Annotated in this window: 10 protein-coding genes; 6 read left to right on the top strand and 4 right to left on the bottom strand. The window is 42.9% G+C overall.

The features are described 5' to 3' along the window. Window positions 1-7: 7 nt before the first annotated feature. The 3 genes from M2470_RS15900 to M2470_RS15890 are packed head-to-tail and all read left to right on the top strand — an operon-like array spanning window position 8 to window position 2509. On the top strand, window positions 8-892 hold the full coding sequence (locus M2470_RS15900) for an OadG family transporter subunit (RefSeq protein ID WP_280746031.1): 885 nt from the start codon (window positions 8-10) through the stop codon (window positions 890-892). Window positions 893-912: 20 nt separating this feature from the next. Then, the gene (locus tag M2470_RS15895; RefSeq protein ID WP_280746032.1) at window positions 913-1344 is read left to right on the top strand and encodes a biotin/lipoyl-containing protein; all 432 of its coding nucleotides are present in this window, start codon (window positions 913-915) and stop codon (window positions 1342-1344) included. Window positions 1345-1348: 4 nt separating this feature from the next. After that, complete coding sequence (locus tag M2470_RS15890) at window positions 1349-2509, top strand: sodium ion-translocating decarboxylase subunit beta (RefSeq protein ID WP_280746033.1); 1161 nt, start codon at window positions 1349-1351, stop codon at window positions 2507-2509. Window positions 2510-2581: 72 nt separating this feature from the next. Here M2470_RS15890 and M2470_RS15885 read toward each other — a convergent pair whose 3' ends face one another. Further along, complete coding sequence (locus tag M2470_RS15885) at window positions 2582-3712, bottom strand: hybrid sensor histidine kinase/response regulator (protein ID WP_280746034.1); 1131 nt, start codon at window positions 3710-3712, stop codon at window positions 2582-2584. 226 nt (window positions 3713-3938) lie between these two features. On the opposite strand from M2470_RS15885, the gene M2470_RS15880 reads away from it, so the two are divergent. Then, complete coding sequence (locus M2470_RS15880; protein WP_280746035.1) at window positions 3939-6266, top strand: alpha-L-arabinofuranosidase C-terminal domain-containing protein; 2328 nt, start codon at window positions 3939-3941, stop codon at window positions 6264-6266. Window positions 6267-6321: 55 nt separating this feature from the next. Here the strand turns inward: M2470_RS15880 and secA are convergent, their stop codons facing one another. From secA to M2470_RS15865, 3 genes are all read right to left on the bottom strand, one after another. Further along, entirely contained in the window at window positions 6322-9666 is a 3345-nt protein-coding gene (gene secA, locus M2470_RS15875) for a preprotein translocase subunit SecA (RefSeq protein ID WP_280746036.1), read from the bottom strand. A gap of 68 nt (window positions 9667-9734) precedes the next feature. Beyond that, complete coding sequence (locus tag M2470_RS15870) at window positions 9735-11318, bottom strand: alkaline phosphatase family protein (protein ID WP_280746037.1); 1584 nt, start codon at window positions 11316-11318, stop codon at window positions 9735-9737. Next, window positions 11315-12511 (bottom strand): DUF4105 domain-containing protein, encoded by a 1197-nt coding sequence (locus M2470_RS15865; protein WP_280746038.1) that lies wholly within the window; start codon window positions 12509-12511, stop codon window positions 11315-11317. The genes M2470_RS15870 and M2470_RS15865 overlap by 4 nt, the downstream gene beginning before the upstream one ends. A 766-nt stretch (window positions 12512-13277) precedes the next feature. On the opposite strand from M2470_RS15865, the gene M2470_RS15860 reads away from it, so the two are divergent. Next, entirely contained in the window at window positions 13278-14528 is a 1251-nt protein-coding gene (locus tag M2470_RS15860) for a site-specific integrase (RefSeq protein WP_280746039.1), read from the top strand. An 880-nt stretch (window positions 14529-15408) separates the two neighbouring features. Next, window positions 15409-15936, top strand: a complete 528-nt coding sequence (locus M2470_RS15855; protein WP_280746044.1) for a DUF3575 domain-containing protein — start codon at window positions 15409-15411, stop codon at window positions 15934-15936. Window positions 15937-16073 lie beyond the last annotated feature (137 nt).

Below are 16073 nucleotides of genomic sequence, written 5' to 3'. Positions count from 1 at the left end.
AATGAATATGACTAAAAAGAAAATAGGGGTATTATGGTTGTTCTTGTTGTTCTTTTCCATAGGAATGCAGGCGCAACGCGTAACCTCCATACGAATAAATGAAGTTTTAGTCATCAACGAAGACAACTTTGTAGATGACTACGGAAAACGTAGCGGATGGGTTGAGCTATATAACGGTTCTGCCGGAACAGTTAATATTGGCGGTTGCTTTCTGACAAACGACAAAAACGATCCTAAAAAATATCCCATCCCTAAAGGAGATGTATTAACAAAAATCAGCCCGAGACAACATATATTATTCTGGGCAGACGGAATTGCATCCCGTGGTACATTCCACTTGAATTTCACATTGGATCCTACAAAAGAAAACTACATCGCTTTATACGATTCCGATGGAAGAACCTTGGTGGATGAGATCGTTATTCCGGCAAGCCAGAGTGCCGATATTAGTTACGGACGAAGAGTAGACGGAGAAGACGAATGGGTAGTACTTCAGAAAGTAACTCCCAGCACAAACAACCTGACGTTGGATTCAAACGAAAAGTTGGACAACTTCAAAACAAACGACCCAGTTGGAATTGGTATGACAGTTACAGCTATGGCCGTTGTGTTTCTGGGATTGATTCTTCTCTATTTATTCTTCAAATGGGTTGGATACACGGCCGTATCAGCCAGCAAACGCAGAGCTCAGAAAACAACTGGAGTTGTTACAACTGTAGGAGAAGGTGAAATATCCGGTGAAATACTGGCAGCAATCAGCGCCGCTCTTTACGAACTGGATGAAGACGTACATGATATGGAGAATACAGTTCTTACTATACAGAAAGTAACACGTAATTATTCACCATGGAGTTCTAAGATATACGGTTTACGTGAACTTCCTAAAAAGTAATGATCTAAAAACAAACAAGAATGAAAAGTTTTAAATATACAATAAACGGCAATGTATATAAGGTGCATATCAGTTCAGTAATAGAAGATATTGCTGAAGTGGAAGTAAACGGAACACCTTATAAAGTGAAGTTGGAGAAACCCGCTAAAAAGCAAGTGGTAACCATCAAAAGACCGGCTCAGGCACCAACAACAGCTTCCGGCGACCCGGTAGTTTCACGTCCTGCAGCATCTGCATCACAGGGTGCAGTAAAATCGCCACTACCAGGTGTTATACTGGAAGTCAAATGTAAGGTGGGCGATACTGTTAAGAGAGGACAAACAGTTATTATTCTGGAAGCCATGAAAATGGAGAACAGTATTAATGCTGACAGAGACGGAGTAATTAAAGAAATAAGAGTGAATAAAGGCGACTCTGTATTGGAAAATGCAGACCTCGTAGTAATAGGATAAGCATATGCAAGAAAGTTTTTTATCATTCCTTGGTGAGAACCTTCAGCTGTTCCTTACCTATACAGGGGTATATAATGCAACGCCCGGTCATTTAATTATGATCGTGGTAGGTTTGCTTTTTATATTCATGGCTATCAAATATGAATTTGAGCCTATGCTTCTTATACCTATCGGATTCGGTATGTTAATTGGTAATATTCCTTTTAAAGATGCCGGTTTACAAGTGGGTATTTATGAAGAAGGTTCTGTGCTAAACATCCTCTATCAGGGAGTTGTACAAGGATGGTATCCGCCATTGATATTTCTTGGAATTGGGGCGATGACCGACTTCTCGGCATTGATTTCCAATCCAAAACTAATGTTGATTGGTGCTGCGGCTCAATTTGGTATCTTCGGTGCTTACACCATTGCTCTTCAAATGGGATTTGAACCTAACCAAGCAGGTGCTATCGGTATCATTGGTGGTGCTGACGGTCCTACGGCTATTTTCCTTTCGTCTAAGTTGGCGCCTAACCTGATGGGGGCTATTGCGGTATCGGCCTATTCATATATGGCCTTGGTACCAATTATACAACCTCCGTTTATGCGATTGCTTACTACTAAGAAAGAACGTGTGATCCGTATGAAACCTCCCAGAGTCGTTTCTTCTACGGAAAAAATCATCTTCCCGATCATGGGTCTTCTTTTGACTTGTTTCCTTGTACCTTCGGGCTTGCCTTTGTTGGGTATGTTATTCTTCGGAAACTTATTAAAGGAAAGTGGTGTAACACGTCGTTTGGCTGAAACAGCCCGTGGTCCGCTGATTGATACAATTACTATCTTGTTAGGTATTACGGTAGGAGCTTCTACGCAGGCTACTCAGTTCCTGACATTGAACTCAATCAAGATCTTCGGTCTGGGAGCTTTATCTTTCGTGATTGCTACTTGCGCAGGTATCCTGTTCGTGAAGTTCTTCAATCTGTTCCTGAAAGAAGGTAATAAGATTAATCCGCTTATCGGTAACTCCGGTGTATCTGCTGTGCCTGACTCTGCACGTATCTCTCAGGTAGTAGGTTTGGAATACGACCCAACCAACTATCTTTTGATGCACGCTATGGGTCCGAACGTAGCAGGTGTTATCGGTTCAGCTGTTGCTGCCGGTATCTTGTTAGGATTCTTAGGATAATCTCAATCCACAATACATAAAAAAGGCTGTTCAATGAACAGCCTTTTTTATTTGTATATCATTCAACAAAGATTAATCCTCATCGTCTTCGTCTTTCTCTCTTATTTTTAGCGTAAAGAAGATAGTCGTTCCTTTGCCTTCTTCCGATTTAAACCAGATCTTACCTTCGTGCAAATCAACAAACGTTTTGCTGATCATCAGGCCTAAGCCGGAGCCTTGTTCGTTATCGGTTCCGAAGGTTGAGAAATGTTCGGCATTAAAGAGCCTTTCTTTGTCTCCTTCTTTTAAGCCTTTTCCATGGTCTGTAACGGAAAAATACAGATAGTTATCTTCCAAACGGGTAGCAATTTCCACTGTACCTCCTTCATAGCTGAACTTAACAGCATTGGACAATAAGTTGCGAACAATGGTCTTTACCATATCAACATCAACAATACCCGACAATGTTTCATCCAGGCCTTTTGAAATAATTGATACACGTTTCAGTTCGGCAATAGGCTGATAGATAGTAATAATACTTTCAATCAGTCCGTTGATATCCGTCTTTTGCTTATGGAGAGCTATCTTGTTTTGAGTATATTTAGACCATTTTGTAAGGTTGTCCAGTAATTGAAAAGTATCTTCAGAGGTTTTGTTCGTTAGCAGAAGCATCTCGTAAACATCATCCCCTACCCTTTCCCGGTCAACCATTTTAAGGATAGAATTATTCATCATCTTTAACGAGCCTAAGGGAGTCCGTAAATCATGCGATATGACAGAATAGAGCATATCTCTGGACTCTATGGTAAGCACAAGCTCTTCCTTAATTCGTTCGATGCTATACAATTCGAAACGGTGAGCAATACGTTTTACCAGCTCCTCCCGCTGAAAAGGTTTCGTCACATACTCTGTAGCTCCTAATTGATACCCCTTTATAATACTGGGCATATCATTTAGTGCTGACATGATAATCACCGGAATAGCATTCGTATCCGGATTGCTTTTCAGGTGTTGCAATACTTCATAGCCATCCATCCCCGGCATCATGATATCCAGCAGAATAATATTGGGGTGTTGTTCTTGCGCGATCTTTAAAGCATCAACACCATTATCGGCTGTGATCAATGAATAACCTTCTTTCTTCAGGATTGCCTCAACAAGCATAACATTCGTTGGAATGTCATCAACAATGAGTATCTTATATTCTGACGCGAAACTTTTCATTTAAAACTTTTCATTCTATCCACGCAAAATTAACTAAATAGTTCGAGTTATTTGTTCTTTTCTATATAAATAGTTATCCCTTCACTTATTATATAACAAAAATAGGTTGCATCTTGTTCTCGTTTGCTCACAACTTATTTTATTTTGCTCGTGAGTCGTTTTATTTTGCATGTTTGCCAGTTTTCCTTAGCTTTGTATCCCTAACAATCTAATCTAACCAGCTGGAATGCGGACATATATACATATAATCGTTTTATTACTTATTTTCTTTTTAGCCGGATGCAAACCCGAATTACCGGCAACTTCTTCCATCACAATAACAACTGAAGGTGTTTCTTACCCTGTCAACGAGCAGTTGTACGGGCTTACCATTGAAGAGATTAACCATGCGATAGACGGAGGTATATATGCCGAATATATACAAAACAGGAGCTTTGAAGAGGGTTCCATTCCCTTGCACTGTGCGTATGATCGCACACGCAATGTATTGGTTACTCCCAATGGCTGGACGATTCCCTTCATCCATCCCGACTCTATCCCGGGCTGGCGTAAGCTGGCCGATAATTCATACATTTCAACAGACGACCGAAAAGCATTAAGCGAGAAGAACCAGCGCTCATTAATGGTTGCCGTTTACGCTTCGGAGGCTACCGGACGAGGAGGTGTAATTGCCGAAGGCTATAAAGGGATCCCCATCCGCAAAGGAGAAAAGTATAACCTATCATTTTACACCCGGACAGCCACTTCTGTTACTCCCCGCTCCATCCGCATCGCCCTGGAAGACTCATCTGCCACAAAGGCTTTGAGCAATACGGTGAGAGTAACACCTACCTTTGAATGGAGAAAACAAGCCTTTACGTTCACGGCCAATGAGGATGCGGAGAATGCTGTCCTGACCTTTTCTACAGACAGTTCTACCTTCTTCTGGCTAGATGTTGTATCGCTTATGCCTGAAAAGACGTGGAAAAACCGTCCCAACGGATTACGTCCCGATATCATGGAAAAGATAGCAGACTTGTCACCTGCCTTTATCCGGTTTCCCGGGGGAAGTTTTGTAGAAGGCTACACAAGCGGCACCTACCCCAAGTGGCGGGAGTCAATAGGCGATATTGCTGAACGAAAACATTTCTGGAATATCTGGGGATACGGGAGCAGTAATGGTGTAGGCTATCATGAGTTTTTACAGATGTGCGAAGACTTGAAAGCCGAACCCGTTTACGTTGTAAATAGTGGTATAACCAGTCAATGCAGACGCCCCCGCATCGAAGATATCACACAAATGAACATCCTCGTGCAAGAGACATTAGACGCTATCGCTTATGCCAATCAGCCCGCCGATTCTACCTTTGGAGCAATGAGGGCTTCCAATGGCCATCAGGCGCCATTTCATCTGAAATACATCGAGATAGGAAGTGAAAATTACGGGATAGAATATAGCCGTCGCTTTGAATTATTCAAAAATGCGATCCACGCGGCCTATCCGGACATGACAGTAATCAGCAGTTCCCTCCTCAGAAACCAGAACAGAAACGATTGGGTAGACGATCATTACTATGCGACTGAATCGTTCTTTATATCGAATCATGAGCGTTTCAGCCGGAATTACGAGCGACAGTCACCCTCTGCTTTTATCGGCGAGTTCTCTTCCGTAGGTAAAGAAGGAGGTACACTGCGCGCTGCTGTGGCCGAAGCCTGCTTCCTGATTGCTGCCGAAAGTAATCCGGATGGTGTTATGCGACTAGCGTATGCTCCGGCATTGGGGAATCGAAATTATGATATGCAGCGCTATCCGCTCATTACATTTAATCAGTCGCAAATTACACTTTCCCCCTCCTATTACCTGTTGCAAATGTTCAATAAATATAGGGGAGACACGCTGTTAAACACAGAGGTAGAAACGTTTTCAAAGCCACAAGTCCTCTCCGGGCGTGCAGCCATAGAAGTGCCCGGCAATAATTACGAGATAGATGCCGCCAATCCGCTATTTGCAGGTGACTCCTTATCGTACAATTATGAACTTTCGCTATCGGTTAAACATACCAAAGGAGATCTTCCCCTTCGCCTGTTCGTGCGCGACAATGGGCAAAGAGGTGATGAGGCAGACTATATTTGTCTGGCTTTCGGCAACGAAAGCAGCGAACTATACCGGCAAACAGGCACCATAAAGGATATGCTAACGCCCCCCAAAGCTTTCAAAACTGAAAACGAGCAATGGTATAAGCTAAAAGTTGTGTGTAAAGATGATACGATTCGTTGCTATGCGGACAGGGAATTACTGCACGAAGCCATATTAGCCCCCTTCCCTTCTCTCGTAGCCCTGGCAACTTCAGACAAAGAGCAGAAAAAGATCATTCTGAAAGTAGTAAACACAACACATCACAAAGAGAAAACAGAAATCCACATCCCGGAAGTAAAAGTAAAGAGAGATGCTGAAATTGTAGAACTATCAAACGCTACACCTGTCGAAAAAACAATACATTTCCCTGGAAACCGAAAACGAACCTATACTTTCCCGGCTAATTCCGTTACGATTATCAAATTATCTATTGATTAAAATAGGTAGAGACAAGGCAATGCCTTGTCTCTACACCATATATTATATTTCTGAATTATAAACCTTTTCCGTGGCAGGCTTTGTATTTCTTTCCGCTTCCGCAAGGGCATGGGTCATTACGTCCCACCCGTTTCTCTACGCGAACCGGTGTTTGCTGACGAGCTTGAGTCGGACCTACAGGCGGTTTCTGTTGCAAAGGATCGTCTCCTCCCCCGCTAAGTACATCGCTCTTCTCCGTACGATAGCGACTCATATCCTGTCGCTTTTGTTCTGCGGCCTGACGTACATCTACTCTGCGTTCGCCTCCTTGTTCCGGGGCTTCCTCTCTTACAGGAATCTGCCCACGCATCAGGATACTGGCCGTTTTACGGTTCATCGTATCTACCATTGTCTTGAACAGGTTGTACGATTCCAGCTTATAGATCAATAGAGGATCTTTATTTTCGTAGCTGGCATTTTGCACGGAGTGGCGTAATTCATCCATCTCACGCAAATGCTCTTTCCAGGATTCGTCAATGGTGTGAAGCACTATCGATTTCTGGAAGGCTTTAGAAATAGCTTTACTCTCCGTTTCGTAGGCTTCTTTCAAGTTGCAAGCAATATTATACATTCGCTTACCGTCTGTAATAGGTATCAGAATATTTTCATATTGAGCACCTTGTGTTTCGTATACCTGTTTGATAACCGGATTAGCCACCTGCACTAAACGATCCATTCTGCGTTTGAAGTTTTTCAAGGCTTCGTCAAATAGCTTATCGGTTAATTGGGCAGCTTTCAATTCTTTGAATTCTTCTTCGTTGAACGGGCTTTCCATGGCGAAGGTGCGGAACAGTTCCAGCTTGAAGCCTTCATAATCCATGTTGTCCGCATGCTGCTCTACAATAGAGGTGGTATTGTCGTAAATCGTATTCAATACATCCAGACCGATACGTTCTCCCATCAGTGCATGGCGGCGACGGGTATAGATTACATTACGTTGTGAGTTCATCACGTCGTCATACTCCAGCAAACGCTTACGGATACCAAAGTTGTTTTCTTCCACCTTCTTCTGGGCGCGTTCTACCGATTTGCTCAGCATACTGTGTTCCAATACTTCGCCTTCCTTGAAGCCCATCCTATCCATCAGTCCGGCAATCTTTTCGGAGGCAAACAGACGCATCAGATCATCTTCCAGCGAAACAAAGAACACGGAAGAACCCGGGTCTCCTTGGCGTCCGGCACGTCCGCGTAACTGGCGGTCTACCCGGCGGCTTTCATGGCGTTCGGTACCTATAATGGCCAAACCTCCGGCTTCCTTCACTTCTGCCGACAGCTTAATGTCCGTACCACGACCGGCCATATTGGTAGCAATGGTTACCATACCTTTTTGTCCTGCCTGGGCTACGATTTCGGCTTCGCGTTGGTGCAGTTTCGCATTCAACACATTATGAGCAATCTTGCGCATGGTCAACATACGGCTCAACAATTCAGAAATCTCAACCGAAGTAGTACCAACCAACACAGGACGTCCGGCTGATACAAGGTCATTAATTTCCTCAATAACGGCATTATACTTCTCGCGCTTGGTCTTGTAGATACGGTCATTCATATCCGCACGCGCAATCGGCCTGTTCGTCGGGATTACCACAACATCCAGTTTATAGATATCCCAGAACTCTCCTGCTTCTGTTTCAGCCGTACCGGTCATACCCGACAGCTTATGATACATACGGAAATAGTTCTGCAAAGTAATGGTAGCAAACGTCTGTGTGGCAGCTTCCACCTTCACACGTTCCTTTGCTTCGATAGCCTGATGCAAGCCGTCTGAGTAACGACGACCATCCATGATACGTCCGGTCTGCTCGTCTACAATCATTACTTTGTTGTCCATTACCACATATTCATCATCCTTTTCAAACAGGGTATAGGCTTTCAATAATTGGTTAATGGTATGTACCCGTTCGCTCTTCACGGAATAATTAGCCAGTATTTCATCCTTCTTGGCCTGCTTTTCATCTTCAGAGCCTGTCATGTTGTCCAACTGTGACAACTCGGAAGCGATATCCGGCAAGACAAAGAAATGCGGGTCGTCCGATTTACCTGTCAGCAAATCGATCCCTTTATCTGTCAGTTCAATGCTGTTATTCTTTTCATCTATTACATAATATAGTTCATCCGTAACCAGATGCATATTACGCATGTTTTCGGCCATATAGAAAGCTTCTGTTTTTAACATAGCAGCTTTGATTCCCGGCTCGCTCAGGAACTTGATCAGCGGTTTATATTTCGGGTGTCCCTTGAATGAACGGTATAAAAGAAGGCTTCCTTCTTCCTGCACTTTGGAATCGTCACTGGCCAGTTTTTGCTTAGCGTCGGTCAGCAGTTTGTTTGTCAGATTCCGTTGGGCATTTACCACTACTTCTACATTCGGGCGGAATTGCTCAAACAGCTGTTCTTCGCCTCGTGGGATAGGTCCTGAAATAATTAATGGCGTACGGGCATCATCTATTAATACGGAGTCAACCTCATCGACAATGGCATAATTATGCTTGCGTTGCACCAGGTCATTCGGACTAATTGCCATATTATCGCGCAGATAGTCGAAGCCAAACTCATTATTTGTCCCGAAAGTAATATCGGCATTATATGCCATCCGGCGGGCGTCCGAGTTGGGCTGGTGTCTATCTATACAGTCTACGGAAAGTCCGTGGAACATATATAAAGGTCCCATCCATTCCGAGTCACGCTTAGACAGGTAGTCGTTCACTGTTACTACATGTACGCCATTACCGGTCAGTGCATTCAGGAACACCGGCAAGGTAGCCACCAATGTCTTACCTTCACCGGTTGCCATTTCCGCAATCTTACCTTTGTGTAACACTACTCCTCCGAATAACTGCACATCGTAGTGAATCATATCCCAGGTAATCTCATTACCACCAGCTACCCAATGGTTCTGATAGATTGCCTTATCGTCTTCTATGCGAACAAAGTCATGTTTTGCTGCCAGGTCACGGTCGAACTGATTGGCTGTTACTACAATCTCTTCATTCTGGGTAAAACGGCGGGCTGTATCCTTTACAATAGAAAATACTTCAGGCAGACATTCTTCCAGTACGATTTCCATTTTTTCGGTAATCTCCTTTTCGATCTTGTCTACTTCCGCCCAAATGGCTTCCCGTTCCTCCAGCTCTTTTTCTTCTATATTTTTGCGAAGTTCTTCTACTTTGGCACGATCTTCAGCAACATAATCGCTAATCCGTTTTCTTATCTCGTCGGTTTTTGCACGTAAGTCATCATTGGATAGTACTTCTATAGAAGGATATACATCCTTTATTTTCTTTACATACGGGTCGATTTCTTTAAGGTCACGCTGCGACTTATTGCCGAACAGCTTTGTCATAAACTCATTAAATCCCATTTTATCTTTAATTGAAAATTGAAAATTGAAATTCGATAATTCTCTGTGAGTTTGCGGGAATTGAATATTTAGTTTTCAACTTTCAATTCCCAAAGCGGTAGCTCTGTAGCAGCATTCGGCGGACGAATCCTGAGTATATGCGTGACAGACGGTGCCACTTCCGTTGCTTTTACTTCACGGTAAATATGTTTAGGCTTCAAGCCGTTACCCATAAAAATCAAAGGGGTTACAACGGCATTGTGACGTACCATTTTTACTTTTTCGCCGGGCACCTCATTATTCACCCGCCAGCCGGGTTGCAATTCGATAATCAAATCACCCCGTCCCAGATAGTGTGTCCCGTTACGAAACTTGGCCGTTCCTTCATTCCATTCGCCATTCCTTAAGGCGCAATCCGTAATGACAGACTGCACACCTGAAAACTGGGCAACAAATTCGGCAGCCTTATTCTGAACACTCTCCAGCGCCTGTTTTTCGTCCTCTATTACTTTTCGGTTCAAGAATATCTGTCCGTTATAATATCCTGTCACCCATTGCTTTTGTCCGTATATCTGCATCAGATACATATTCAGCAAAGCCAGGCAACGCTTCGGATAAAAATCGCCTCCGTTCAACTGAACTCCTTCCGGATAATCTTCAACGCTCTTGTAATATCCCGAACCGGTAAATACAACAAGCGTATTGCGTAGGCCTACCTTCTTGTCGATAAAGTCCAGTAGCTTCTCAATATCTTTATCCAGTTGGTAGTAAGTATCCTGTATTTCACGAGAATACTCTCTATCCTTCAATCGGTTAAAATTACCCGCATAATAGGTAACAGAGAGCATATCCGGACATGAACGCGAACCAAAGCCGCCATATTCCAGAAACTGAAAAGCCAGTTTATTTACCTCTGCATTTACAAAAGGAGAGGTTTTCAGATCGGGATAGCAATTTCTCTGATTCTCATTAAATGTATAACGATAAGAGCTTTCATCCGTTATATAAGGGAATGCATCAAACTTCGTGAGCGCTAGCGAAGGAGTCCATACCAGCTTATCCAGCCGTACCGGCAAAGATTCCTGTCCGTTATTGTAGCGATCTATATACCAGGGAACGCCTTTATAATAGGTAGTAGTAGCCCATTTCCCGTTTATATTGTCAATCCAGAAGGCACCATTCGCTGCATTCCCTGCTGACAATATGGCACTTTCCGCGTCCGGAGCAATAGCATATACGTCGCTCCGCCCTTTGGAGGCTATTTTTAACTCATCGCCGATTGTTGAAGCATACAGTTTTCTGGGTGAATAGTTATCCCGCGTATAGTTTCCGATGTAATTAGCATCATGCAAAACCGACTTCTCCTGCTCTCGGTTAAAGTCGTAAACCTTTTCACCGGATATACCGTTAAAACAGGGATTAGAGCCTGTAAATAGCGTAGCAAAAGCGGTTGCCTGGTCTATATTTGAAAACTCAAAACGAATATTCTTATAGACAAGACCCTCATTCAGCAGACGTTTAAATCCCCCTTCACCAAAGGTATTATAGAAATATTCGACATAATCTCCCCGCAACTGGTCTACCGTAATACACACAACCAGTTTAGGTACCTGTTGTGCTTCCAGACTGGTAACGGCCAGTATTGCAATGAGCGATGTTAGTATTTTCCTCATTTATTCTCTTGTTTCAAAGCTTTTTTCACCTTTTCCCTTCTCAGGTACACGGCCGACCTTAGCCAAAAGCCCGCCACTAAAAAGATGAATGCCGTATTCAGATGTTGCGGAATGAAGTACCAGCCCAGCAGCATCAGCGTAAGCGCCGCAAAGTTAATAAAATGATAGTAATATGCGGCCTTATTAAACTTTTTTACAGCAAATAAGACCACTGCAGCCAAATGGAACGGATGCAACCAAAGAACCAGCCAGTTGGGCCAGGTAGCCGGATGTTCCGACACAAAAGCCAGGAAAAAGATAATAACCCCAGCTATTCCCGCGATAAGAAACAACAGGCAATCCAGCCAGCGATAGTAGCTTTTCTTACGCCATTCCAGCCAGGTAAGTAACAACATAACAGCCAGAAAAAGCAGACTACAAACTAAAGGGGTGAAAAATTCCTTTTCTATTTCTTCGGGGACTTCCTCTGCCAGTATATTCGTTTGGGAAACCAACTTCCGCTCCGTTCCGTCCGGCGATTTGACAGTCGCCTTATCAAAAGCCGCTTCCAGGTATAAAGGCAGAAATAATTCTTCATGCGGCGTAGCAATCTTATCCGTCGGACTACCCAGTGCCAGCTCCGTACCAAAAATCAGCCAGGGTTTGTTTCGGGCACAATCGTTAATCAACTGACGAAATGTCTGAGGCTTTGGCTGATGATTATATACCACTTCGCCCTCTACATACTTCTCAACGATGGCAACCGGGCGGGTAGCGCAATTATCGTAAAAGAAATTATATCTGTACACGGCATTCTCCGGCTCAGCATTAATCACCAATGCCTCCCAAATCCGTGCCCGTTCTTCCGGCAACAGGTTCAAAACCTGCTCTGTAACGCTACTTCCCCGCATCGCATAATCTGCCAGAAAACGTTTAAAGTGCGCCACCGCCAAGCGGTAATCCGTCTCCCCTTTCGCAAAACGGTAAATAAAATTAGGTTTGCTGAAATCAAACATTCCATAATTAAAGACAGCATCCATATTTGCTGCCGGATCACACACCCGTATGGCTGTATGCCCATAGACAGTGAATATCGCCTCTTCGGAAGGTGAACAAGTCAGCAAACTAATCCACGCCTGATCACTCAACTTTATTTGAGCCGACAGCGGAAGCGCAAGAACAATCGCCAGATATAATAATGCTACTCTTCTCATCAAACCATCTTTAATTTACAACCTACAAAAATAGTGCCTTTCTTCCGAAGTACAACAAAAGGTTTATCATTCTTCACCCCTCATTCCCCCTTAGAGAGGGAGCAATAACTATGTCTTTTTGATGTTAAATTACCTTATATTATCACATAATTACACAAAACACCACTTTCCACTAACTTTACTTTTATTCAAAACCTCCGAAAAAATAAAAAATAAAAGGTTTTTTAATATATATCGAGCGATATTTAACAGATATTTGGTAAAAACACCCACTTTTCTCCATTTTATCTTAATGATTTCAGTAAATCATCCAATTAAAATCCCCTATTGATCCAAATGATTTCGGAGATTCATCCAAATGATTTTTTAACTATTCCGGCCAAGTCAAAAACCGAATGGCTGAAATATACAAAATGAAGCACTTTTTAACACAAAATCCACCCAAAAAAGCTATTCTTTTTGAAATAACAAAAAGACAGGTTTAAAATAAAGAATATAGAATAGTGAACGAAAAATGTTTAAAAATGCGTACTGCGTGTTCCGTTCTGCGTGCTGCAGTTTGCAAAACAACAAAGCCAAACTGTTAAATAAACGCCCTCTTTACAAGCAAAGCCTGCTTCAGCTCTAAATACGGCCTGCAAGCAAGGGGTAAATTAACATTTTGACAATTTGCAATTTTTCGTGTTTTTTTTATACTTTTGCCGCCATATTCAATAACTAATTCTTAGTAGACTTAATTATTTTTTAACCTTTTAAGAAAGATAAGATGACCTCTGTAAAATTTATGTTGCGCGACTCCAGCGTGGATGGCCGTGCTTCTCGTCTTTTTGTACGCATTATCAGTAAACGTACCACGTACAATGTATCAACCCGTATCCAACTGTATCCCCATGAGTGGGATCTAAAGAGGCAGATGATTATCCCCCAGACCGCCGGAGGAGACCGATCCGCACACCTGGCATGGGCAAGAGTAGAGCTGGAAAGCGATCGATACTTTGTTGAATCTACTGCCTTACAGCTCGAAAGGGAAGGTACACCCGATGCTGCCAAAGTGGCTGCTGCCTACAGGCTGCATAAAGAAAAGATCAGCCTGGCAGATTATACCAACAAATTAGTTGAAGGACTACTGAAAAAAGAACAGATACGTACTGCCAGAGCCTACCAGACCGTACTGGATAGGTTTATCAACTTCAGTAAGAAACCCCGGATGACCTTTGACGCCATGACCCCTCTGCTGATGAAAGACTTTGAGTCACAGCTAACAGAAGAAAAGCTTGCACGCAACAGCATTTCATTCTATATGCGTAATCTGCGGGCCATCTACAACAAGGCTTCAGCAGAAGGTCTCTTCCAGGCACACGGTATACCGCCCTTTCGTGATGTATATACAGGAAATGCCACCACCCCAAAGCGCGCCCTGGGCAAAAAAGAGATGGGTCTGCTTGATAAGGTGGAATTTAAGTCGCAGCCTTCAGAGCCCACCGGACTTCCTTTCCACCTACAGCAAGCACTCCTTATGTTCCTTTTTAGCTTTCATGCCAGAGGTATGTCGTACGTAGATATGGCCTTCCTGAAAAAAGAAGACTTGCAGAACAATGTCATATCATACAAGCGGATGAAGACCGGACAACGGATCGAACTGAAAGTGAACTCACAACTAAAGTCAATACTGGAAATATTCCAACCGCTTACCGAAGAAAGTCCTTACCTCCTACCCATCATCACCCGGAAGGATGTATCCCCCCGGCTACAGTATGAGAGCGGCCTACGGAAACAAAACCAGAAACTGGGGGAAATCTCACAGTTCCTTGGCTTGAAAAGCAAGCTCACTACCCATGTGGCACGTCACACCTGGGCATCCATAGCCAAAGGGGCGAACCTGCCGCTGGCGGTTATCAGCGAAGCCCTCGGACATACTTCCGAGGCAACTACCCGCATCTACCTGGCCTCTTTCGACAGAAGTGTGCTCGACGAGGCCAACGAAACGGTAGCTAAAGCCATCGAACAGGCCATATAAAAGAATAGAATATTTAAGTTAATTTATATTTTCCAGGAAAAGATAAGAAAAGAATGGCGATTTTTATATATATTTGCAGTATCTGACTATTTATCAACAAATCTGTCACTTAGCGAGTGGCAGAAAAGAAAGAAAAACCAGTAAGTTTCTGCAAATATCCACCATTTAAATTCGCCGGAAATACTTAATTCCCCTCAATATATTCACAATTATCATCAGTTAATTTGTGAATATACATATAATATAGGCTGGAAAATATACACCGGAAGCCGGGCAGACAAACAAAAATTGTCCGGTCGGATTATCTATGCCATATCGGCATCGAAGACATATCACTTACAAGCCCCATGTAGCGGGCAAAGACCTAAAAATGCGGTAAAAGAACGGACTTTATTCGGATTCGAATCCATTAAACGCTCTTGTCTTTGGCTTTTATGTGGGTTTACTAAACCTAATGCGTTTTCAATAGAAATACCTCTCTCCTTCTCCAGCCAAGACAATAATCGTTGAAAAACAAATCTAACTGATAGATTATTAGATTGTTTATAAAATGTTTACAAATTCCACTCTTTTAAAGCCTATTCCTTCAATCTTCCAAACGGGCTTTTTTATTACAGTCTGATACGGATTTTACAGCACTTTCCAGCGCCTCCTGTTTGTAAAAATGTTTCACCTTTTTATGAAATTATGTAAATAAGTTTTGCAATTACTATAGATCTAGACACTTACATTTTCATAAATCCAGTCTGCTGTCACTCACTAAGTGATAGGTAGTGCAAAAATAAAGGGAGAAGACTAAAAAAACAGAAGACTAACATTGATGAAAACAGAGAATTGTATAACCGTTGGATGGATAAAAAAGACTGTCGTGGCGTTTGCCATGCTGACATTTTTCTCACCCTTTACTAAATCACAGGATGTGGCCCTGAAGTCGAACTTACTGTATGATGCGACAACGACGCTGAACCTCGGCCTCGAAATCGGGCTAGCTCCTAAGTGGACGCTGGAACTACCTGTAAATTACAACCCCTGGGAGTTCTCCAAGAACCGCAAACTCAAGCATTGGGCCATACAGCCTGAAGCTCGTTACTGGTTCTGCCAGCGCTTCATGGGTCACTTCATGGGCTTGCATGCGCATGTGGCAGGCTACAATGTCGGAGGACTGAAAATGTTCGGCCTCAATGAAAACCGCTACGAGGGTTACCTCTACGGCGCAGGTATCTCCTACGGCTACCAGTGGATCCTCAATAAGCGCTGGAGCATAGAAGCAACTGTCGGCGTAGGGTACGCCTACCTCGATCATGCCAAGTATCCTTGTGAGAAATGCGCCGAGAAAATCGGCGATTTTACCAAAAACTATTTTGGACCTACCAAAGCGGGAATATCCTTAATCTACATCATCAAATAAATGGATATGAAAAAGATACTATATACAATAGCAGGACTTTATATAGTCACCCCTTAAAAAGCGGCTTTAAGTTTTTCACTTAATAAAATTGTCTGTATCCGTAAAATGATATAGGCAATTTTTTGTTTGTATTTATT

The sequence above is a fragment of the Parabacteroides sp. PH5-46 genome, from assembly GCF_029892785.1.
Taxonomy (GTDB): Bacteria; Bacteroidota; Bacteroidia; order Bacteroidales; family Tannerellaceae; genus DFXE01.
Note: the sequence above shows the minus strand (reverse complement) of the source record. Positions and strands in the feature narration are given on the sequence as shown.

Coding starts and splice junctions, on each gene's coding strand:
- M2470_RS15900 (WP_280746031.1), top strand. CDS start 8: ATGACTAAAAAGAAAATAGGGGTATTATGGTTGTTCTTGTTGTTCTTT.
- M2470_RS15895 (WP_280746032.1), top strand. CDS start 913: ATGAAAAGTTTTAAATATACAATAAACGGCAATGTATATAAGGTGCAT.
- M2470_RS15890 (WP_280746033.1), top strand. CDS start 1,349: ATGCAAGAAAGTTTTTTATCATTCCTTGGTGAGAACCTTCAGCTGTTC.
- M2470_RS15885 (WP_280746034.1), bottom strand. CDS start 3,712: ATGAAAAGTTTCGCGTCAGAATATAAGATACTCATTGTTGATGACATT.
- M2470_RS15880 (WP_280746035.1), top strand. CDS start 3,939: ATGCGGACATATATACATATAATCGTTTTATTACTTATTTTCTTTTTA.
- secA (WP_280746036.1), bottom strand. CDS start 9,666: ATGGGATTTAATGAGTTTATGACAAAGCTGTTCGGCAATAAGTCGCAG.
- M2470_RS15870 (WP_280746037.1), bottom strand. CDS start 11,318: ATGAGGAAAATACTAACATCGCTCATTGCAATACTGGCCGTTACCAGT.
- M2470_RS15865 (WP_280746038.1), bottom strand. CDS start 12,511: ATGAGAAGAGTAGCATTATTATATCTGGCGATTGTTCTTGCGCTTCCG.
- M2470_RS15860 (WP_280746039.1), top strand. CDS start 13,278: ATGACCTCTGTAAAATTTATGTTGCGCGACTCCAGCGTGGATGGCCGT.
- M2470_RS15855 (WP_280746044.1), top strand. CDS start 15,409: ATGCTGACATTTTTCTCACCCTTTACTAAATCACAGGATGTGGCCCTG.